This window comes from Sphingomonas sp. VDB2 (genome assembly GCF_047946695.1).
Classification (GTDB): domain Bacteria; phylum Pseudomonadota; class Alphaproteobacteria; order Sphingomonadales; family Sphingomonadaceae; genus Sphingobium; species Sphingobium bisphenolicum.
Genome location: NZ_CP159615.1, coordinates 1,515,546 through 1,534,533, shown reverse-complemented (window position 1 = coordinate 1,534,533; position 18,988 = coordinate 1,515,546). Strand labels below are relative to the sequence as shown.

The 18,988-nt window shown below is 64.5% G+C and carries 19 protein-coding genes; 4 read left to right on the top strand and 15 right to left on the bottom strand.

Features of this window, described 5'->3' with window-relative positions; translation table 11 throughout:
* Window positions 1–43 precede the first annotated feature (43 nt).
* Window positions 44–712 carry an RBBP9/YdeN family alpha/beta hydrolase gene (locus ABT375_RS07575; protein WP_224547742.1) on the bottom strand — a complete coding sequence of 223 codons (669 nt, stop codon included), beginning with the start codon at window positions 710–712 and terminating at the stop codon, window positions 44–46.
* Window positions 713–901: 189 nt separating this feature from the next.
* Entirely contained in the window at window positions 902–1,267 is a 366-nt protein-coding gene (locus ABT375_RS07570) for a PRC-barrel domain-containing protein (protein ID WP_224547741.1), read from the bottom strand.
* A gap of 88 nt (window positions 1,268–1,355) precedes the next feature.
* Here ABT375_RS07570 and ABT375_RS07565 point away from each other — a divergent pair, with 88 nt between their 5' ends.
* Window positions 1,356–1,790, top strand: coding sequence for an OsmC family protein (locus ABT375_RS07565; RefSeq protein WP_224547739.1), 435 nt, complete (start codon window positions 1,356–1,358; stop codon window positions 1,788–1,790).
* On the opposite strand, the gene ABT375_RS07560 is transcribed toward ABT375_RS07565, so the two are convergent.
* The 12 genes from ABT375_RS07560 to ABT375_RS07505 form a co-directional block, all read right to left on the bottom strand.
* Complete coding sequence (locus ABT375_RS07560; protein WP_261936699.1) at window positions 1,759–2,637, bottom strand: DMT family transporter; 879 nt, start codon at window positions 2,635–2,637, stop codon at window positions 1,759–1,761. The genes ABT375_RS07565 and ABT375_RS07560 overlap by 32 nt on opposite strands.
* Before the next feature lie 94 nt (window positions 2,638–2,731).
* Window positions 2,732–3,532, bottom strand: coding sequence for a class I SAM-dependent methyltransferase (locus ABT375_RS07555; RefSeq protein ID WP_416464640.1), 801 nt, complete (start codon window positions 3,530–3,532; stop codon window positions 2,732–2,734).
* Window positions 3,533–3,644: 112 nt separating this feature from the next.
* Entirely contained in the window at window positions 3,645–5,174 is a 1,530-nt protein-coding gene (locus ABT375_RS07550) for a CpaF family protein (RefSeq protein ID WP_224547733.1), read from the bottom strand.
* Between the two features lie 97 nt (window positions 5,175–5,271).
* On the bottom strand, window positions 5,272–5,856 hold the full coding sequence (locus ABT375_RS07545) for a hypothetical protein (protein ID WP_261936470.1): 585 nt from the start codon (window positions 5,854–5,856) through the stop codon (window positions 5,272–5,274).
* Window positions 5,853–7,832 (bottom strand): hypothetical protein, encoded by a 1,980-nt coding sequence (locus ABT375_RS07540; protein ID WP_416464639.1) that lies wholly within the window; start codon window positions 7,830–7,832, stop codon window positions 5,853–5,855. Before ABT375_RS07540 ends, ABT375_RS07545 begins: the two co-directional genes overlap by 4 nt.
* Before the next feature lie 286 nt (window positions 7,833–8,118).
* A complete protein-coding gene (locus ABT375_RS07535) occupies window positions 8,119–8,373 on the bottom strand; it encodes an ATP synthase F1 subunit epsilon (RefSeq protein ID WP_224547729.1) in 255 nt (84 codons plus the stop codon).
* 181 nt (window positions 8,374–8,554) lie between these two features.
* Window positions 8,555–10,000, bottom strand: coding sequence for a F0F1 ATP synthase subunit beta (gene atpD / locus ABT375_RS07530; protein ID WP_416464638.1), 1,446 nt, complete (start codon window positions 9,998–10,000; stop codon window positions 8,555–8,557).
* Window positions 10,001–10,024: 24 nt separating this feature from the next.
* Window positions 10,025–10,909 carry a F0F1 ATP synthase subunit gamma gene (locus tag ABT375_RS07525; protein ID WP_416464637.1) on the bottom strand — a complete coding sequence of 295 codons (885 nt, stop codon included), beginning with the start codon at window positions 10,907–10,909 and terminating at the stop codon, window positions 10,025–10,027.
* Window positions 10,910–10,912: 3 nt separating this feature from the next.
* Window positions 10,913–11,536 carry a LysE family translocator gene (locus tag ABT375_RS07520; protein ID WP_224547726.1) on the bottom strand — a complete coding sequence of 208 codons (624 nt, stop codon included), beginning with the start codon at window positions 11,534–11,536 and terminating at the stop codon, window positions 10,913–10,915.
* A gap of 6 nt (window positions 11,537–11,542) precedes the next feature.
* Complete coding sequence (gene atpA, locus ABT375_RS07515; protein WP_224547725.1) at window positions 11,543–13,072, bottom strand: F0F1 ATP synthase subunit alpha; 1,530 nt, start codon at window positions 13,070–13,072, stop codon at window positions 11,543–11,545.
* Between the two features lie 3 nt (window positions 13,073–13,075).
* Window positions 13,076–13,630 (bottom strand): F0F1 ATP synthase subunit delta, encoded by a 555-nt coding sequence (locus tag ABT375_RS07510; protein ID WP_224547724.1) that lies wholly within the window; start codon window positions 13,628–13,630, stop codon window positions 13,076–13,078.
* Window positions 13,631–13,813: 183 nt separating this feature from the next.
* Window positions 13,814–15,385, bottom strand: coding sequence for a S1C family serine protease (locus ABT375_RS07505; RefSeq protein WP_416464636.1), 1,572 nt, complete (start codon window positions 15,383–15,385; stop codon window positions 13,814–13,816).
* 111 nt (window positions 15,386–15,496) lie between these two features.
* Here ABT375_RS07505 and ada point away from each other — a divergent pair, with 111 nt between their 5' ends.
* Together ada and ABT375_RS07495 are read left to right on the top strand one after the other, a co-directional pair.
* On the top strand, window positions 15,497–16,570 hold the full coding sequence (ada, locus tag ABT375_RS07500) for a bifunctional DNA-binding transcriptional regulator/O6-methylguanine-DNA methyltransferase Ada (protein ID WP_416464635.1): 1,074 nt from the start codon (window positions 15,497–15,499) through the stop codon (window positions 16,568–16,570).
* Window positions 16,571–16,656: 86 nt separating this feature from the next.
* On the top strand, window positions 16,657–18,171 hold the full coding sequence (locus ABT375_RS07495; protein WP_416464634.1) for a hypothetical protein: 1,515 nt from the start codon (window positions 16,657–16,659) through the stop codon (window positions 18,169–18,171).
* Here the strand turns inward: ABT375_RS07495 and ABT375_RS07490 are convergent.
* Entirely contained in the window at window positions 18,092–18,295 is a 204-nt protein-coding gene (locus ABT375_RS07490; protein WP_224547779.1) for a DUF1289 domain-containing protein, read from the bottom strand. The genes ABT375_RS07495 and ABT375_RS07490 overlap by 80 nt on opposite strands.
* Before the next feature lie 226 nt (window positions 18,296–18,521).
* On the opposite strand from ABT375_RS07490, the gene ABT375_RS07485 reads away from it, so the two are divergent.
* Window positions 18,522–18,986 (top strand): YfiR family protein, encoded by a 465-nt coding sequence (locus tag ABT375_RS07485; protein ID WP_416464633.1) that lies wholly within the window; start codon window positions 18,522–18,524, stop codon window positions 18,984–18,986.
* Window positions 18,987–18,988: the final 2 nt, after the last annotated feature.

Sequence of the window (18,988 nt, the reverse complement as noted above, 5' to 3'; positions counted from 1 at the left end):
GGGGCGCGCAAGTTTGTCTTGTCGCGCCCCTCGGGGGTGAGCCTTATGGGTGCAGGGTCGGGCGCTGGGCCTTGCGCTCCTGCTGGGCCATGGGCAGCGCAGGGCGCATCTGGCGCATGGCGGACGCCTGTTCCTGCGCATTGTCGATCAGCCGTTCGAGCAGGGATTGCCCAAACTGCCAGTCGCCGAGACCCGAATCTGCGTTGATATGACCGGCATGGCCCGCATCGACAAATTGACTGCCCCAATTTTTGCCGACGCTATGGGCGCGTTCGAAGAAGATATAGGGATCGTCGCGGCTACCCACCAGAATCGAGGGGAAGGGGAGTTGCGCGCGGGGCGTGGGGCCGAATCCGCCGATCGTCTCGGGCGTTTCCATCCGGTCGCAATCGGGCGGCGCGACCAGCAGCGCGCCGGTCACCGGCCAGCCATAGGCCTGGCTTTGCAAAGCGCCCCACCAGGCGACGGCCAGGCAGCCCAGGCTGTGCGCCGCCAATATGACCGGCCCGTTCGCTTCGCGGATGGCGGCGTCGAGCCGCGTCACCCAGGCATTGCGGTTGGGGCTGGCCCAGCTGCCCAGGTCCACCCGCTCGCAATCGCCGCGCGTTTCTTCCCAGATTGTCTGCCAGTGGCCCGGCCCGCTATTGTTGAGGCCGGGGATGGTCAGCACGACCGGCTGGCGCGTGTCACCCGAAAAACCGAATCGCTCCATGGTCTGATCCTCATCCTTGCTGTCGAGGCTCCGACAATAATTCTATTCATATGGTAGACAATGGGCAAGCGGCGAAATGTGGTGAAATCTAGGCAGCCGGAAAGACGCCATCACAGCGGGATCGTCAACAGCAATGCGGCCGGGCCGGCATGATGCCGGCCCGGCCGATCGGTCACGCCTTCGGACGCCTTACCAGGGGTAGATCAGGCCATAATATTGGTAGACGTTGCGGCCATAGCCATCGTCATAATCCGGCCGCTTGTCCGCGCCGTAGCGCGGCGCATTGTCCAGCAACTGCTTGTCGAGATCGACCACATAGCCCTGTTGCCCGGTGTCGTAGGTCAGCATCGACCAGGGCAGGGGATAATGGTCGTGCCCCATGCCCAGAAAGCCGCCGAAGGACAGCACGGCGTAGCGCACCTGGCCGCTGCGCTTGTCCACCATGAAGTTGGATATCTTGCCCAGGCGTTCGCCCTGGCGGTTGTAGACGGCGGTGCCTTCGACCCGGTCGGAGGCGATGAGTTCGCCGTGATTTTCCATCGTCAGGTCAGTCATGTCACGCTCCTGTGAGAAATGCAGCTATGATGATGCAACCATGGGGGACCGCCGGGGTTCCTCCGGCTCATCACAAGGAGCATAGGCCATGAAGATCAATCGCAGCGGTTCGGCAGTCTGGAGCGGTGGCCTCAAGGACGGGAAGGGCGCCATCTCTACCCAGAGCGGCGCGCTGGACGCCTATCCCTATGGTTTCGCCACCCGGTTCGAAGGGCAGCCGGGCAGCAATCCGGAAGAGCTGATCGCCGCCGCCCACGCTTCCTGCTTCACCATGGCGTTGTCGCTGATCCTGGGCGAAGCGGGGTTGACGGCGGAGAAGATGGACACGACCGCGGTCGTGACGCTGGAGAAGCTGGACGACGGTTTCGCGGTGACCGCGAGCAAGCTGACGCTGAAGGCGACGATCCCCGGCACCGACGACGCGACCTTCCAGGAACTGGCGGGCAAGGCCAAGGCGAATTGCCCGATCTCCAAGCTGCTGAAAGCCGATATCAGCCTTGAGGCGGAACTGCTGAACGGATGACCGGACGCCTGGCGCGGACATGTTCGCGCCAGGCGATATAGAGGCCGCTGCCAACGATCAGCGCCGCGCCGGCCCAGGTCGTCGCCATCGGCCAGTTTTCGCCGATCGCGACGCCTAGCAGGGTGGTCCAGATGATCGTGCTATAATCCATCGGCAATACCACCGACACCGGCGCCCAGCGCAGCGCGGCGGTCAGGCACAATTGCGCGATTCCGCCGAACAGGCCGATCACCAGCAGCAATCCCCATGTCAGCGCATCATGCGCCTGCGCGACGAAGGGCATGGCGATGCCCAGCGGGATCATCGACAGGACGGTGAACCAGAAGACGACCACGCCCGCCGCTTCGGTCCGGCCCAGTTCCCGCAGCACCAGGCTGACGCTGGCGGTCACCAGCGCGGCGGCAATGGCGACCGCGACCCCCTGGATCGGGAAATGGCCCGCGTCCGGCCGAACGATCACCAGCACGCCGATAAAACCGACCAGCACCGCGCTCCAGCGGTGAATGCCGGTCGCCTCCCGCAGGATCAGCGCCGACAATATCGTGCCGAAAATAGGCATGGTGAAACCGATCGTCGCGGCTTCCGCGGGGGGCAGCAGGATGTAGGACAGGAAATTGAGCAGCATTCCCGTCAGCCCCATCATCATGCGGCTGGCGTGAACGCCGATCCGCCGGGTGCGCACGGTGCGCAGGCCGCCCGCCAGCGCGACCCAGATGAGGATCATCGGCAGCGCCAGAGCCTGCCGGTAAAAGAGCGATTCGATGACATGGACGCCATGTTCGCTCGCTACCCGCACGGTCACGAACATGACCGACAGGCACAGGACGGCGACCAGGCGCAGCCCGATGGCGAAGAGCGGACGATGGGGACGGGCGGTTGCGGTCACGCTGCCGCCTTAGCCCGGTTGCGCCGCGACGCAACCGGGCGGGGTCGATATTGTCCTACTTGGCCGGCTTGCGGAATTTCAGTGTCATCCGGTCGCTTTCGCCGATCGCCAGATATTTGTCCCTGTCGACGTCCTTCTGGCTGAGCGAGGGGGGCAGAGTCCACACGCCCTTGGGCCAGTCGGCCGTATCCTTGGGGTTGGCGTTCACCTCCGACGCGCCGACATAGTCGAAGCCCGCCGCCTGCGCGATGCGGCGAATGGTCGAAACCTTCAGATAGCCGCTGCTCGTTTCCAGTGCGCTGTCGCGATCTTCGGGCAGGCGATGATCGACCACGCCCAGCGTGCCGCCGGGCTTGAGCATATCGAAAAACGCCTTGAAGGTCGCGGCCTCGTTCCCGGCCATGACCATATTATGGACGTTGCGGAATGTGAGTACCGTGTCGACGCTGCCGGCCGGGATGTCGGCGGCTTCCTCGGGATAGGCGGCAACCTTCACCTTGTCATAGACGGCCGGATTGGCCGCCAGGAACGTCCTGTAGCCGTCCAGATAGCGACCTGTGGGTTGCAGGGCGTAGAAGGTGCCATGGTCGCGCAACAGCGGAGCCAGGACTTCGGTGTACCAGCCGCCGCTCGGGCTATATTCCACAACTGTCTGGCTCGGTGTCACACCGAAGAAGGCGAGCGTCTCGGCCGGGTGGCGATAGGGATCGCGCGCGACATTCTTGGGCGTGCGGCTGGGCGCGGCGATGGCGGCGGCGATCGGGTCGGCGGCCTGATTGTGGCCGGCATGTTGGGCGACGGCGACGCCGGCGGGCAGGATGGCGATGGCAGCGGCGATCAGGGCGAGACGGTTCATCTGGGATCCTCTCTCTTTCAGGGAGAGCGAGGTGTGGCCGTCTAGCACAGGGCGCGCAAGGGGCGGCGGGAGAGAAATCCCCCGCCAGCCACAATAAGTTACGAACCGGCGGTTACAGGCAGGCTTCCAGGAACGGCTGGTCGAAGCCGAACATGCGCGCCTTGTCGAGCGTGTAGGGACGCAGGCCCATCGAGCGATATTCGCCGATGATCTTTCCGCTGTCGTCTTCATCATGATATTCGAACTTGAACAGTTCCTGGGTGACGATGACGTCGCCTTCCATGCCGATCACTTCGGTCACGTTGGTGATGCGGCGCGACCCGTCGCGCAGGCGCTTCACCTGGATGATCAGATCGACCGAATCGGCGATCTGCTTGGAAATCGCTTCCTTGGGAATCTTGATGTCGCCCATCAGGATCATGTTTTCCATACGGCCCAGGCACTCGCGCGGCGAGTTGGCGTGGAGCGTACACATGGAGCCGTCATGGCCGGTGTTCATCGCGGCGAGCAGGTCGAAACATTCCGCGCCACGAATTTCGCCCAGGATGATGCGGTCAGGCCGCATACGCAGGGCGTTCTTGACCAGGTCGCCGATCGTGATCGCGCCATGCCCCTCCAGGTTCGGGGGACGGGTTTCCAGCGGCAGCCAGTGCGGCTGCTGCAGGCGCAGTTCGGCCGCATCCTCGATCGTCAGCACGCGCTCGCCCGGATCGATCATCTTCGACAGGGCATTGAGCATCGTCGTCTTGCCCGAACCCGTGCCGCCCGAAATGACCACGTTGAAACGGCAGGCGCCGGCGATCTTCAGCGCCGTCGCCATCTTCGGACTCATTGCGCCCCATTGGGCGAGCATGTCGATGGTGATCGGCTTGGCGGAGAATTTACGAATCGAGATCGCCGTGCCCTTCAGGCTGAGTGGCGGCACGATCACGTTGACGCGGCTGCCATCGGGCAGGCGGGCGTCGGCCAGTGGCGTGGTCTGGTCGACGCGGCGACCGACCTTGTTCACGATCCGCTGCGCGATCTGGAACAGATGCTCCTCGTCGCGAAACTTGATCGGGGCGATGACCAGCTTGCCCTTCTTTTCGATATAGGTCTGTTCCGGCCCGTTCACCATGATGTCGGTGATGTCCGGGTCGTTCAGCAATTCTTCGAGCGGGCCAAGGCCCAGCAATTCGTCGACCAGCACCTTTTCCAGCGCGAACTGTTCGCGGCGGTTGAGGGTCAGCTTCAGTTCCGCCAGCACTTCCATGATGATCGGGCGGAATTCCTCCGCCAGCTCATCCTTGGTCAGCGTCGCGGCGGCCTCGGGATCGACACGCTCGAGCAGGCGGGGAAGCACCTGTTCCTTGATCTTGTGGACGCTGGCCTCGAACCCCTGTGGTCCGGCGTCGGGCACATGTTCGGCATTGGCGCGGTCCGACAATCGCGCCATGGCGTCCGAATTGCGCTGCATCTGGCTGGTCGGCGCCGCCAACGGGTCGAAGGCGACTTCGCCCGGCAGCGACGCGATATCGAGCGGCGGGAACTGATCGCCGCCACGCGGCGCTTCTTCCTTCGGGCTGCCGCCCTGCATCGGGCGGGCAACGCCAAAGCCGGGCTTGATGCCGGCGGGTCCATTTTTCCGTCCAAAGGCGCTCATATTTCTCCGCCACTATTTTCGCGACTGGCCCGGTCCAAAGGTAAGGACCGGTCCGTGGGATGATGAAGGTGAATAGGCTGGAAACTTTGATAAATGCCTAATGGCGCGGCGGCGCAGGTTCCGGCGCCGTCACGAAGCGCGGATCGGCTCCGAACCAGCCGCCGATCTGCCGGGCGCTCGACAGCAGCCGGCGCCCTTGCGGCGTCAATGCGATGCGGCCATCGTCACGCTGGACGATGTTGCCCGACAACGTCTGTTCGCTGACCCGCCGATCGATCTGCCGCAGATCGCCCAGATATTCTCGTATGAACACATTCTCCAGCATGGGCGGCGTCAATTGGCCGTCCTGCCGCTCGATCCGGGCCAGCAGGAACATGGTGATCGATCGGTCGAACGTGACCGGGAAGACGATCAGGAAGCTGATGTTGAACGCTAGCGACAATGCGACCGCCCCGACCCCGGTCGACAGATCGAGGGCGGGAGCGCGGCGCCCCGCGATCGCCAGCAACAGCCCCAGCAGAAGCGCGCCGATGAAGGCGATCAGCACACCGCGATAGAAGAGCAGCGGGATCGCCCCCAGCAGCGGCGACGCGATCAGCGCCAGATAGAGGAGGAACCCGCCCGCCAGCACCAGCAGATAGATCAGGGCCAGGCCGGCCAGGCGACGGAACAGGGCGTTCATGGCTGGATTTCCTTCACCGAAACGAGGCAGGCAAGCGGTTCGCGGACGTTGCAGCGCAGGCCGGGCGGAGGACCGCCGGCCTTGCCCCAGACGGGATCGTCCGAAGCGAACAGCAGATGATCGATGCCGGCGGCTTGCGCGCGAATGCGGACGCTGGCTGGCGGCAATGGCGTGTCGAAGATCGGGCGGATCAGGGCGATGCGCTGTTCCACCGCTCTTGGCGAGGCGCCGAACAGATTGGCTTCCACATCGGCAACGCCCGTACGTTGCACGCCATAAAGGCCGAAATTGAACGCGCGCCGCTTCAGCACGGGATTATGCTGGATGACGTCATGCGCGGGCAGGTGGATGGCGGCCCATCGATAGATGCCGCGTTCGCTTTCATCGCTGGCGCGCGCCGTGAAGATGGTGCCGAAGCCCGCGACGGGCGCATAGGGCGCACGGATGAGCCGCAGCCCGACAATATCCCAGATCACGGCCGCCAGGCCCAGGATCAGCAGCAGCTTGAAGCTGAGGGCGCGTTCGCGGAACCAGTGGGGGCGATCATGCAGCCAGACCGCCGTCCAGATGATGGCGGCGCATTGCGCGAACCAGATCGCACGCCAGCCCAGATCATTGCTGATGATGGTCGATTTGAGGAAGCTGCTGATCAGTAGGGAAAACAGGGCGCTGGCGAGGAGCAATATCTGAACCGGATGTCGCGGCCAGCGCAAATCCCGTTTCCACCACATGATCGCGCCCCAGGCGAAGACGCCGAACTCCGCGGCATAGTTCAGCGGAAGCAGCGCCAGGTTGAACAGCGCTCCGTCTCCTCCGTCAGGAAAGAAGAGGGCGAAGGGGCGAATGGCGAAGGCGATGGGCAATGCGCCATCGTCGCGAAATGCCAGGAGGTCGGCAATCTGGATCGAGGCGCCCAGCAACGCGACGATTCCCGCCAGGAGCAGGGTCATGTCCCGCCGGAACAGGCTGATCGCGCCCCATATCATCAGGACCGGCGCAATGGTCAGCATGATCCACACGGACGACCCGAAGCATGTCGCTATGCCAAGCCCGGCGGCGACAGCCAGCGGCCATCGCGCCGTGGCGTCCCGCTCGCCAGCCCGCACCAGAAGCAGCATCGCCGTCCACGCCGCGATGACGGCTGTCATATGATGCGGCACCCACAGCATCGAATGGACGGCAAAGCCGATTTCGCAGTTCCACCAGTCGCTTTGGCCGGTGACGGTGCCGGTCCAGAGGAAGCGGAAGCCCATCGCGATCAGGTCCGCGCCCGACAGGAAGCAGAAGAGCAGGATGAGGGCTGTGAAGCGGCGCATATGGCCTTGGCGGATCAGTCCGCTATCGGCCCCGATGCGCCACAGCAGCGCGGGAAAGGCAAGGCCGGCCCAAAAGGTCGCTGCGCCGAAAGCCATGCGGCCATCCAAGAAGGACGGGCCGAAATGCTGGATCGCGGCGGGCCAGAGATAGAAATAATAATAATAGCCCACGGCTGCGGGGCGAGCGAAGAAAGGGTCCGTGAAAGGCAGGTTCTGATGAGCGATGGCGCTGGTTATTGCGGCATGTTTGACCAGGTCATATTCGAGCATCGACTTGTTCAGCGTTCCGCCGACCTTCATGTCGACGAAGGCGAAAATGACGATGAACAGCCATATCAAAAGCAGCGGCGCCGCTATTCGCCAGCCTTCAGCACGGGGCTTCAACCATGTCGCGCGTCGCAACGCGAGTAACGCAAGCACGGCATGACAACCCGCCACTGCATTCAGGCCGCCCGCCCGCGCGACGAGTGCATCAACCGCTGGCAGGATGGTGAAGGCCAGCAGCAAGGCCCAGCCCAGCCTTTGCCAGCCACGTCCCCAGCGATCAGCGCCCACATCAAAAAGATGCAAAAGGCCTGCGCCCGGCAACATCATCCAGATCAGGCCGCCTGCAATAGCGACGAGGAGCGCGACCAGATCGCCAAGAAAGGGATCGGACATCCTAACGGCGCTTTGCCGGCCAGAAGCGGGGATCGCCATTCAGAATAGTGGAACGCTTTGTCATCCGATATTCTCTCGACGCCGCCCTGTACTGCGCGACCTAGGATAATATGGTAAACAAGTGATTGCGTCGTGCGCACCTGCGTTGCGAGGAACCGCCATTATGGCATTGGCTCGATTGCCGGAGGCGGTGCGACCTTCCGGGCGATGCGTTGATGGTCCAACAAAAAGAGCGGCGCCATGCGACGCCGCTCTCGATATATCCTGCTTGTCCGCGGGAAGGGGGTCAGCCGGCCTTTTCGGCCAGTACCGTCAGGCCCTTTTCATTCACTTCGGCAAAGCCGCCTTCGACCGGGATGATTTCCGGCGCGGCGCCGGCCGTCGCGAAGATCTGGATGCTGCCGTCGCGCACGGTCGACATGAAGGGCGCATGACCCTCCAGCACGCCGAAGTCGCCATCGGTGCCGGGCACCACGACCTGCCAGACTTCGGCCGAGCGGACCAGCTTTTCCGGGGTTACGAGTTCGAAATGCAGTGCCATCTGTAACTCTCCACCCTCCCGTTTAAGTCTTAGGAGGGGCGCGTGACCCTCCTAAGAGGGCCGGGGGTGGGTGAGATTGCGCAGCAATCGCCTACAATCCGTCGGGATGGATTGATGCTCGCTTCGCTCGCGACCCACCCCCAACCCCTCCCTTGGAAGGGAGGGGCAATATTTATCTGGCTTACGCCGCTTCGGCCGCCAGCTTCTTGGCTTTTTCGACCGCTTCGTCGATGCCGCCGACCATGTAGAAGGCGTTTTCGGGCAGATGGTCATACTCGCCATCGACCACGGCCTTGAACGACTTCACCGTGTCTTCGATCTGGACGAACTTGCCGCTGATGCCGGTGAAGACTTCGGCGACGTGGAACGGCTGCGACAGGAACTTCTGGATCTTACGCGCGCGGGCGACGGTCAGCTTGTCCTCTTCCGACAGCTCGTCCATGCCCAGGATCGCGATGATGTCCTGCAACGATTTATACTTCTGCAGGATCGACTGGACCGCACGCGCGGTGTCATAATGTTCCTGGCCCACGGTGCGCGGTTCCAGCACGCGGCTGGTGGAGTCGAGCGGATCGACCGCCGGGTAGATGCCCAACTCCGAAATGGCGCGGTTGAGAACGGTCGTCGCATCCAAGTGCGCGAACGAAGTCGCTGGCGCCGGATCGGTGAGATCGTCCGCGGGAACATACACGGCCTGCACCGAGGTGATCGACCCCTTGTTGGTGGAGGTGATGCGCTCCTGCAACTGGCCCATGTCGGTCGACAGGGTCGGCTGATAGCCCACCGCCGACGGAATACGGCCGAGCAGAGCGGACACTTCCGCGCCCGCCTGGGTGAAGCGGAAGATGTTGTCGACGAAGAACAGCACGTCCTGATTTTCCACGTCGCGGAAATATTCGGCGATGGTCAGGCCCGACAGGGCGACGCGCGCGCGGGCGCCCGGGGGCTCGTTCATCTGGCCATAAACCAGCGCAACCTTGGAGCCTTCGCTGATCGCATTGCCGTCGCCGTCCTTGGCGATGACGCCGGCGTCGAGGAATTCGTGGTAGAGATCGTTACCCTCGCGGGTACGCTCGCCGACGCCTGCGAAGACCGAGGTGCCGCCATGGCCCTTGGCGATATTGTTGATCAGTTCCTGAATGAGAACCGTCTTGCCGACGCCCGCGCCGCCGAACAGGCCGATCTTGCCGCCCTTGGCGTAAGGAGCGAGCAGGTCGATGACCTTGATGCCGGTGACCAGGATCGCGCTTTCGGTCGACTGGTCGACGAACTCGGGGGCCTTGGCATGGATCGGCGAACGCATGTCGGTGGCGACCGGGCCGCGCTCGTCGATCGGCTCGCCGACGACGTTGAGGATGCGGCCGAGCGTCGCGGGGCCGACGGGAACGCTGATCTGCGCGCCGGTGTCGGTCACTTCCTGGCCGCGGGTCAGGCCTTCGGTCGAATCCATCGCGATGGTGCGAACGGTGTTTTCACCCAGATGCTGGGCGACTTCCAGCACCAGGCGCTGGCCGTTGTTGCTGGTTTCCAGCGCCGAGAGAATCGCGGGGAGCGCATCGGGGAAGGTCACGTCGACGACGGCGCCGATGACCTGCGAGATGCGGCCTACATTGTTGGTGGTTGCCATGACTGCTTCCTTGCGTGCGGGGTCTTAGAGGGCTTCAGCGCCCGAGATGATTTCGACGAGTTCGGTGGTGATCGCGGCCTGGCGGCTGCGGTTATACTGGATCGTCAGCTTGTTGATCAGGTCGCCGGCGTTGCGCGTGGCATTGTCCATCGCGGTCATCGACGCGCCCTGTTCGGATGCGTTGTTTTCCAGCAGCGCCTTGAAGAGCTGGATCGAGATGTTGCGCGGCAACAGGTCGTCCAGGATCGCTTCCTCGCTCGGCTCATATTCCACCGTGGCGGGGATGGCGTTGCGGTCGGCGTCGGCCGGGATCTTGACCGGGATGATCTGCTGTTCGGTAGGAATCTGCGCCAGTGCCGACTTGAAGCGCGAATAGAAGAGGTGCGCGATGTCGAACTTGCCATCGAGGAACATCTTGCTGAGTTCCTGCCCGATTGCCTGCGCCTGGTCGTAGCCCGGCTGCTTGGCGCCGGTGGTGTCGAACTGGGCAACGATCTTGCCGGGATAGGCGCGATTGATGACCGGACGACCCTTGCGGCCGATCAGGTAGAATTGCACCTTCTTGCCGTCCAGCTCCAGTGCGCGTGCCTTCGCGAGCGCGGCCTTCACGATATTGGCGTTGAACGCGCCGGCCAGGCCACGGTCGCTATTGGCGACGACCAGCAGATGGACTTCGTCCTTGCCGGTGCCGGCGAGCAACGGGGAAGCCCCTTCGCCCGTGCCGCCCGCGATCTTCGACGCGAGGCTGGCGACGACCGCTTCGAGGCGGCTGCTATAGGGGCGTGCGGCCTCGGCCGCGGCCTGCGCCTTGCGCAGCTTGGCGGCGGCGACCATCTGCTTCGCCTTGGTGATCTTCTGGGTCGATTTCACCGACCCGATCCGGATCTTCAGTTCCTTGAGGCTAGCCATAAATCACACGTTCCGAGCAAGGGCCAGACGGCCCGCGAGACCAAAGAAACCGACGCCCATGGCGCCTTCGAACCAGCGCATCGCGCTGCTCTGCCCGACCGAGCGACCAGCCTTCGTGGCCAGCAGCGCGAGCAGGGCGCACCAGACGAAGCCCAGCGCATAGACGATCGCGATCAGCGCCATGCCCTGAAAAGGCGCGGCCGGGCCGGTGCCGACGAACTGCGGCAGCGCGGCCAGGAAGAAGATCGCGACCTTCGGGTTCAGCACGGTGCTGACGAAACCCTGCATGAAGGGCGATCCGCCGATCCGCAGCTTTTCCGCCGTCGCCTCCACCGGCTTGATCGCGCCGCGCAGCAGGCCAAGACCCATCCAGGCGAGGTAGAGCGCGCCGGCGATCTTCACCGCCATGAACAGCCCCGGCACCGCGTTCAGCACGCTGAGGAAGCCGAAGCCGCACAGCAGCATGTAGAACAGGCCGCCGAGCTGGATGCCGCCGATCGCCGCCATCCCCGCCTTCAACCCGCGGCGCGCCGCATGGCCGGCCACCAACATGGTGTCCGGTCCCGGCAGCAACACCAGACCGATCGACATCACGGTCCAGGCAAGAAGGCTATGGGCGGTGAGCATCGTGCCTTACGCGAAGGTCTTGCCGAATGCGTCGAGCGCCGCCTTCAGCTTGCCCTTGGCGTCGTCGCCCAGATCCTTGCTGTCGCGGATCGCGGTCAGCACTTCGGGGTGGTCGTGACGCAGATAGGCGAGCATCAGCTCTTCATAGCGGGTCACGTCCTTGACGGCGACGCTATCGAGATAGCCGTTGGTGCCCGCGAAGATCGACGCGGTCTGCTCTTCGAACGGCAGCGGCGAGAACTGGCCCTGCTTGAGCAGCTCGGTCAGGCGCGCGCCGCGGTTCAGCAGCTTCTGGGTCGAGGCGTCGAGGTCCGAACCGAACTGGGCGAAGGCCGCCATTTCGCGATACTGGGCCAGCTCCAGCTTGATCGAGCCGGACACCTTCTTCATTGCCTTGGTCTGCGCGGCGGAACCGACGCGCGACACCGAGAGGCCGACGTTGATGGCCGGACGGATGCCCTGGTAGAAGAGGTTGGTTTCCAGGAAGATCTGGCCGTCGGTGATCGAGATCACGTTGGTCGGAATGTAGGCGGACACGTCGCCCGCCTGCGTCTCGATGATCGGCAGCGCGGTCAGCGAGCCCGAGCCATTTTCCTTGTTCATCTTGGCCGCGCGCTCCAACAGGCGGCTGTGCAGATAGAAGACGTCGCCCGGATAGGCTTCGCGGCCCGGAGGACGACGCAGCAGCAGCGACATCTGGCGATAGGCCACGGCCTGCTTCGACAGATCGTCATAGACGATGACGGCGTGCATGCCATTGTCGCGGAAATATTCGCCCATGGTGACGCCGGTGTAAGGCGCGAGATACTGGAGCGGCGCGGGCTCCGAAGCGGTCGCGGCGACGACGATCGAATATTCCATCGCGCCATTTTCTTCGAGCTGCTTGACGATCTGCGCGACGGTCGAGCGCTTCTGGCCGATCGCGACGTAGATGCAGTAGAGCTTCTTGCTCTCGTCATCGCCGGCGTTGGCGGCCTTCTGGTTGATGAAGGTGTCGATCGCGACGGCGGTCTTGCCGGTCTGGCGATCGCCGATGATCAGTTCGCGCTGGCCGCGGCCGACGGGGACGAGCGTGTCGATCGCCTTGAGGCCGGTCTGCACGGGTTCATGGACCGAAGTGCGCGGGATAATGCCGGGCGCCTTGCGCTCGACGCGCATACGCTGGTCGGACACGATCGGGCCCTTGCCGTCGATCGGGTTGCCCAGGCCGTCTACGACGCGACCCAGCAGGCCCTTGCCGACGGGGACGTCGACGATGGTGCCGGTGCGCTTGACGGTGTCGCCTTCCTTGATCTCGGCGTCGGAGCCGAAGATCACGACGCCGACATTGTCGGCTTCGAGGTTGAGCGCCATGCCCTGCACGCCGTTGGCGAACTCGACCATTTCGCCCGCCTGGACGTTGTCGAGGCCATGGACGCGGGCGATGCCGTCACCCACGGTCAGCACGGAACCGACTTCGCTGACCTGCGCTTCGGTGCCGAAATTGGCGATCTGGTCCTTGATGACCTTCGAAATTTCTGCGGCGTTGATATCCATGACTTAGCCTTTCATCGCCTGGGCGAGCGTATTCAAACGTGTGCGGATGGAGCTATCGATCATCTGGCTGCCGATCTTGACGACCAGCCCGCCCAAGATCGCGGGGTCGACCTTCGCGTCGAGCATGACGTCGCGGCCGACGCGCGCCTTCAGGCTCTTGGTCAGAGCGCCCATCTGGGTCTTGGTGAGGGGGTGGGCGCTCGTTACTTCGGCGCGGACCTCGCCCTTGTGATTCGACAGCAGCGTTTCATAGGCGCGGATGACCGCGGGCAGTTGGCCCAAGCGGCGATTCTGGGCGAGCACGCCGAGAAATTTCGTCGTCAGCAGGTCGGTCCCCATGGAGGATGCGACGGCAGCGATCGTCTTGCCACTTACATCCCGGCTGAGTACGGGGCTGTTGATCAGGCCCTTGAAATCGGGGGATTGGGCGACGGCCGCCTTCAACCCGGCCAGGCTGTCCGCCACCGTGTCGAGTGCGTTCGCGTCGCGGGCCAGATCGAACAGCGCCACCGCGTAGCGGCCGCTGAGGCTAGCCTGAATGCCGCTGTTAATCTCCACGCGCTTGCCGTCCTCCGTAATTGCGGGTCATGCAAAAAGAGGGCGCGGTCTGATCCCGTCCCGAGCCCCTGTTGCCCGGCCGGTTAGCAGCGGGATTATGACTATGCAAGTCATGTGACGCGATTCCATCGATAGTGCGAAATCACGTCTATTTGCCTGAGTATTTCAGCCGCGACGAATCGGTTATTCGGCAGGATCGGCCGGGGCAAGCCGTCCCTTTTGGCAATGATAGACAATCCGCTCGTTGGGCTGGGCGGGCAACAACGCGCCAAGGTCGGTCTGGAGCGTGGCGATCCGGGCGAGCAGGGCGGAGTCGGCGCCGCAGCCCTTGATCGTCCCCTTACCCGTCTCGTCCTTCAAAAGCGCGCGCGCTTTGTCCATCGTATCCAGATCGGGCAGCCAGCGCTGCACCCGCAGCGTGCCGGTCGCCGGGTCGAACTGGCTGGTGGACACATAATTGGCCTCGTCGGGCACGCTCGCGCGCTGCCACAGCGTGCCGGATGCGACATATTGGGTGTCGCCATTGACGCAGCCGCCTTCCGCCCAGTTGAGGCCGATATCGTTGGGCTGCGATATGGTCAGCCGGCTGCGCGCCAGATCGACCTTGCAGACATTCTCGCCGCTCCAGGCGAAGGCGCTGTTGCCCACGATAGACTTGTCCGCAGGCAGCTTCACTCGCTCGTCGATGCTGGCAAAGCTGGGCTTGAAGAAGAAGAGGCCCAGCGCCGCGAACAGCAGCACGCCGCCGCCCGCCAGGAAGCAGGTCGACTGTTTTTCCTTGCCCTGTGTGTAGAACAGCCCGCCCGCGCCCAGGCCCAGAACCGCGAGAGCCAGCAGGACGGCGGCGCCCGCCATCGCATTCTCGCGGGCGGTGATGACGTCGCGTTCCGCCGCATCGCGGGCGCGGGTCATGGCCTGTTCGCGCGCGTCGGCGCTGGCGCGGCTCTTCTGCTCGGTCGCCTGCGATTCGCGCTGGGTGATGCTGGCCTCCGCCGCATCGGCCTCCGCCATGGAGCGGCAGGGCACGACGGTATGGAGCGAGGAAACGCCGGCTTGGCGCAGGAAGGAGGCGACCTCGCGCCAAGACACGGCGAAGCCGAATTCCGCATCATTGCCGTCCGATACCGACCCGAAGCTGTTGACGCCCAGCACTCGGCCGCAATCGTCGGTCAGCGGCCCGCCGCTGTTGCCGGCCGCGAGCGGGGCGGTGTGCAGCAGCGTGTCGAAACTCTGGCTGGCGCGGCCGGACGAGATGTTGCCGCTGGTCTTCACCGTCGCGAGCGGCTCGACCATCTGCTTGAGACCCAGGCCCTGCGCCCGGTCGACCGTGCCGGGATAGCCGATCGCTGTCACATGCTGCCCGTCGGTCACGGCCCCGGCGTAGAAGGTCGACACCGGCAGGCGGCCTTCCTCCAGCTGGATCAGGGCCAGGTCGTTGCCCGGCGAATAGGCGATGATTCGCCCGCCATAGGTCTTGCGCCCTTCCGACGGGATGACGCCGATGACGAGATTTTTCTCCTCGCGCGCCAGTTCGACGACATGGGCGTTGGTCAGCACCTTGTCCGGTGCGACGGCAAAGCCGCTGCCATGGCCGACGAAGTAGGCGTCCGATCCATCTGTCGCGACTAGCGCGACGCGCACGACCCCGCGGGCGGCCGCAGCGATGTCCTGCTGTTCGGCATGAAGCGACGCAGGCGCAAGCAAGGCGATCAGGCAGCCTAGGGCAGGGGCGAAGCGGCGGGATAGGGCGATCATCGTGGCGCATTCATATGCGATGCCGGGCGCGGCGCAATCGGGAAATGCCGCGGCGCCTTTGACAGCAAGGCGCGGGAAGCATGGTCAAGCGCGCCGGGCTATCCCATATGCATGAACCAGATGACTCGCTTTAAACCCGCCCCAAACCGCGTTGACGCCGCGATGCCGGACGATGACGCCTGCTGGGACGCCTTCCTGGCGCGCGACCGGGCGATGGATGGTCGCTTCGTCGGCTGCGTCGCGACGACCGGCATCTATTGCAAGCCCAGTTGCGCCGCGCGGCACCCCAAGCGGGAGAATATGGCCTTCCTGCCCGATCCGGCGGCGGCGCGGGCGGCGGGCTATCGCGCCTGCCTGCGCTGCCATCCCGACGCGGTCGGGCGTGACCGGCTGGCGGTGGCGGCGGCGATCGCATTCATTGAAGCGGCGGAGGAGGCCCCCCGGCTGGACGCGATCGCCGCTCATGCCGGCTATGCGCCGCATCATTTCCACCGCCTGTTCAAGCGCGAGACGGGGCTGACCCCCGCGGCGTATGCACGAGGATTGCGAACGGAGCGGCTGAAGGCGGCGCTGGCGCAGCCGGGCAACGTGACCACCGCCATTTACGAGGCGGGCTATAGCGCGCCAAGCCGCGCCTATGCTGACGCCGAGCAGCATCTGGGCATGACGCCCAGCGCCTGGAAGGATGGCGGGCGAGGCGCAGCGATTCGCTGGCGCGTGGTGGACAGCAGCCTGGGTCCGATGCTGGTGGCGGCGACGGACAAGGGCCTGTGCCGGATCAGCTTCGGCGAAGGCGAAGCCGCGTTGCGAGCCCGCTTCCCGCACGCCGCTCTGCTGCCTGCGGACGCGGCGCTCGACGCGATGGCGGAGCGGGTGGCGGCTCTGGTCGACGATCCCGCAGCGGGCGCCGACCTGCCGGTCGACGTGCGCGGCACCGCCTTCCAGCAGGCGGTCTGGGCGGCGTTGCGCGCGATCCCGTCGGGCGAGACGCGCAGCTATGCCGAGATTGCCGCCGCGATCGGTCGCCCCGGCGCGGTGCGAGCGGCGGGGACGGCGTGCGGCGGCAACAATCTGGCTGTCCTCATCCCCTGCCACCGCGTCGTACGCGGCGATGGCGGGCTGGGCGGCTATGCCTGGGGCGCAGACCGGAAGCAGGCGCTGCTGGCGCATGAAAGGCGCAAGTGAAGGTCAAAGTCCGGAGATAATGCATCTTTTCATTCGCAACAGGCTCCGCCACCTTGGGATCAGGCCTTGGGGGACGAATGGGAATCATGCGAATCTGGATGAAGGCGCTGGCCGTGTTGGCGCTGGCGTTGGGCAGCATGGGGACGGCGCAGGCCGCCTGGTGGCAGGCGCAGACCCGGCATTTTACGGTGTATCGCGAAGGCAGCGACGACAAGCTGCGGGATTTTGCCGAACGACTGGAGAAGTTCGATTTTCTCCTGCGGGCGATCACGCAGGTCACCGACCCGGAACGCGGCAGCCCGGTCAAGGTCTATCTCCTGTCCAGCGAGGACAAGGTGCGAGCGCTGGCGGGCAATCCCAATATCGGCGGCTTCTATACCACTTCCGATCGCACCGCCTATGCCGTGCTGTCGCGCGGCGCCAAGACCAGCCAGTTCGATTTCGGGGCGGAGGAAATCCTGTTCCACGAATATACCCATCATTTCATGCTGCATCATTTCCCGGCCGCCTATCCGGCCTGGTATGTGGAAGGTTTCGCCGAATTCTTCTCGGTCGTGAAATTCCCGAAGGACGGGTCGATCGAGTTCGGCCATGTACCCCTGGCGCGGGCGCCCGGCCTGGTGCTGGGGTCGCCCTATCCGGTGAAGAATCTCTTTGCCCGCGACGCCAATGGACTCAGCCTGCGCGACGGCGATCGTTATTATGGGACGGCCTGGCTGCTGACCCATTATTATCGCTACAAGGCGGATCGGCGCGAAGAGATCACGCGCTATCTCCACGACTTGGCCGAGGGGGTGAAGGACATGCAGCCGGACAGCTATTTCGCCGGCGGGCTGGCGGGGCTGGAAAAGGACTTGAAGGCCTATATGCGCCACAGCCTGTCGGCTTCGCGCCTGACCCCGAAGGAACTGACCATCGGCGAAATCCTGGTCAGCCCGGTCGATCCGGCGCAAGCGGCGCTGATCGGGGAGGAATTGGAACTCATGGGCGATCCGGGCAAGGAGGACGCGCCCAAGCTGGCCGCCTCGATCCGCGCCATTGCCGCCAAATATTCCGCCAGCCCCTATGCTGCTGCGTTGCTGGCCGAGGCGGAATGGACAGCCGGGCAGGCGGACGCGGCGCTGGCCGACGCCGACCGGGCGATTGCCCTCGACCCCCAGTCGGCGCGCGGCTATGCCGTGCGTGCGCGGGTGTTGTTGGAGCGCGCGCATGACAGTGACAAGGCGGAAGACTGGAAGGCCGCACTGACCTCGATCGTGCGCGCCAATCGGGCCGACACCGAAGACCCGGTGCCGCTGTCGCTCTTCTACCGTTATCATGCGATGCGGGGCGGCAAGATGCCGGACCTGGGCTATGACGGCCTTTACAAGGCGTTCACCCTGCTCCCGCAAAGCTCGGATTATCGCTTCGCGTTGGTCCATGCGGTTGCCGCGCGAGGCGATTACAAGAGCGCGTCGATCCTGCTCGATCCGATCGCCTATTCGCCGCATGGATCGGAAATGCGTGACTCCGCACTCAGGCTCAAGGCCGAATTTGACGCCCAGGCGGCGGAAAGGGAGAAGGCCGGTCCGGCGGCTGAAAGTCCTTTACCCGCTTCATGACGGCGGCGCGCGCGGCGTCGGTCATGCTGCGCCAGTGGACGATTTCATCGATTGTTCGGCCGCAACCCGTGCAGGCTGCGCGGTTGCGATCGAGTGCGCAGAGGTTGCGGCACGGACTGTCCATCATGGCGATCTAGCCTGCAATCCGGGTTTCGGCCAGCAAGGTCGCAGTAACAAGGCGTCTCATGATCGCAGGTGAAACGATTTTTGCTGCTTTTTACATCTGATTAACTATAAATGGCGGCAAGCCTTCGGGCATGGGGGTGTAGTCGGGCTTGCGGTGTTTGTTGTTCTTGTTGCTGCTGCTGACACCGACTGCCCTTTTGTCGGCACCCGCGATTCAGCCCGTCATGATGCCCCTCGGCCCCGGTCCCGATGCAGTGGCGGATAGCACTGCACGCATGGTCGGGGCGATCCTCGACTATACGCGCTGGCCCGCTCCCCGGACGATGGTGCGGCTCTGCCTGACAGGGGCGCCGCGTCACGCCGGGCGGATGGGCGACGTCATTCTGTCGAATGGCGCACGCGTCGCAGCGTCCAGCCTGGACGAGGCGCAGGAAGGAGCGTCCGATCGCTGCGATGCCCTCTATATCGGTCGGATGAACGGGGCCGCGATGCGTCGACTGATCGCGGGCGCGGGCGGCCAGCCGGTGGTGACGATCGCGGAGGATGACCCGACCTGTCGCAGCGGCGCGATGTTCTGCCTGCTCTACACGCCGCAATCCCTGTCCTTCCAGCTCAGCATCGACGCCGTGTCGCGATCTGCCGTGCGCATCGACCCGCGTGTCCTGCGCCTGTCGAAAGGAGGCTACTGAAC

Coding starts and splice junctions, on each gene's coding strand:
- ABT375_RS07575 (WP_224547742.1), bottom strand. CDS start 712: ATGGAGCGATTCGGTTTTTCGGGTGACACGCGCCAGCCGGTCGTGCTG.
- ABT375_RS07570 (WP_224547741.1), bottom strand. CDS start 1,267: ATGACTGACCTGACGATGGAAAATCACGGCGAACTCATCGCCTCCGAC.
- ABT375_RS07565 (WP_224547739.1), top strand. CDS start 1,356: ATGAAGATCAATCGCAGCGGTTCGGCAGTCTGGAGCGGTGGCCTCAAG.
- ABT375_RS07555 (WP_416464640.1), bottom strand. CDS start 3,532: ATGAACCGTCTCGCCCTGATCGCCGCTGCCATCGCCATCCTGCCCGCC.
- ABT375_RS07550 (WP_224547733.1), bottom strand. CDS start 5,174: ATGAGCGCCTTTGGACGGAAAAATGGACCCGCCGGCATCAAGCCCGGC.
- ABT375_RS07545 (WP_261936470.1), bottom strand. CDS start 5,856: ATGAACGCCCTGTTCCGTCGCCTGGCCGGCCTGGCCCTGATCTATCTG.
- ABT375_RS07540 (WP_416464639.1), bottom strand. CDS start 7,832: ATGTCCGATCCCTTTCTTGGCGATCTGGTCGCGCTCCTCGTCGCTATT.
- ABT375_RS07535 (WP_224547729.1), bottom strand. CDS start 8,373: ATGGCACTGCATTTCGAACTCGTAACCCCGGAAAAGCTGGTCCGCTCG.
- atpD (WP_416464638.1), bottom strand. CDS start 10,000: ATGGCAACCACCAACAATGTAGGCCGCATCTCGCAGGTCATCGGCGCC.
- ABT375_RS07525 (WP_416464637.1), bottom strand. CDS start 10,909: ATGGCTAGCCTCAAGGAACTGAAGATCCGGATCGGGTCGGTGAAATCG.
- ABT375_RS07520 (WP_224547726.1), bottom strand. CDS start 11,536: ATGCTCACCGCCCATAGCCTTCTTGCCTGGACCGTGATGTCGATCGGT.
- atpA (WP_224547725.1), bottom strand. CDS start 13,072: ATGGATATCAACGCCGCAGAAATTTCGAAGGTCATCAAGGACCAGATC.
- ABT375_RS07505 (WP_416464636.1), bottom strand. CDS start 15,385: ATGATCGCCCTATCCCGCCGCTTCGCCCCTGCCCTAGGCTGCCTGATC.
- ada (WP_416464635.1), top strand. CDS start 15,497: ATGAACCAGATGACTCGCTTTAAACCCGCCCCAAACCGCGTTGACGCC.
- ABT375_RS07495 (WP_416464634.1), top strand. CDS start 16,657: ATGCGAATCTGGATGAAGGCGCTGGCCGTGTTGGCGCTGGCGTTGGGC.
- ABT375_RS07490 (WP_224547779.1), bottom strand. CDS start 18,295: ATGGACAGTCCGTGCCGCAACCTCTGCGCACTCGATCGCAACCGCGCA.
- ABT375_RS07485 (WP_416464633.1), top strand. CDS start 18,522: ATGATGCCCCTCGGCCCCGGTCCCGATGCAGTGGCGGATAGCACTGCA.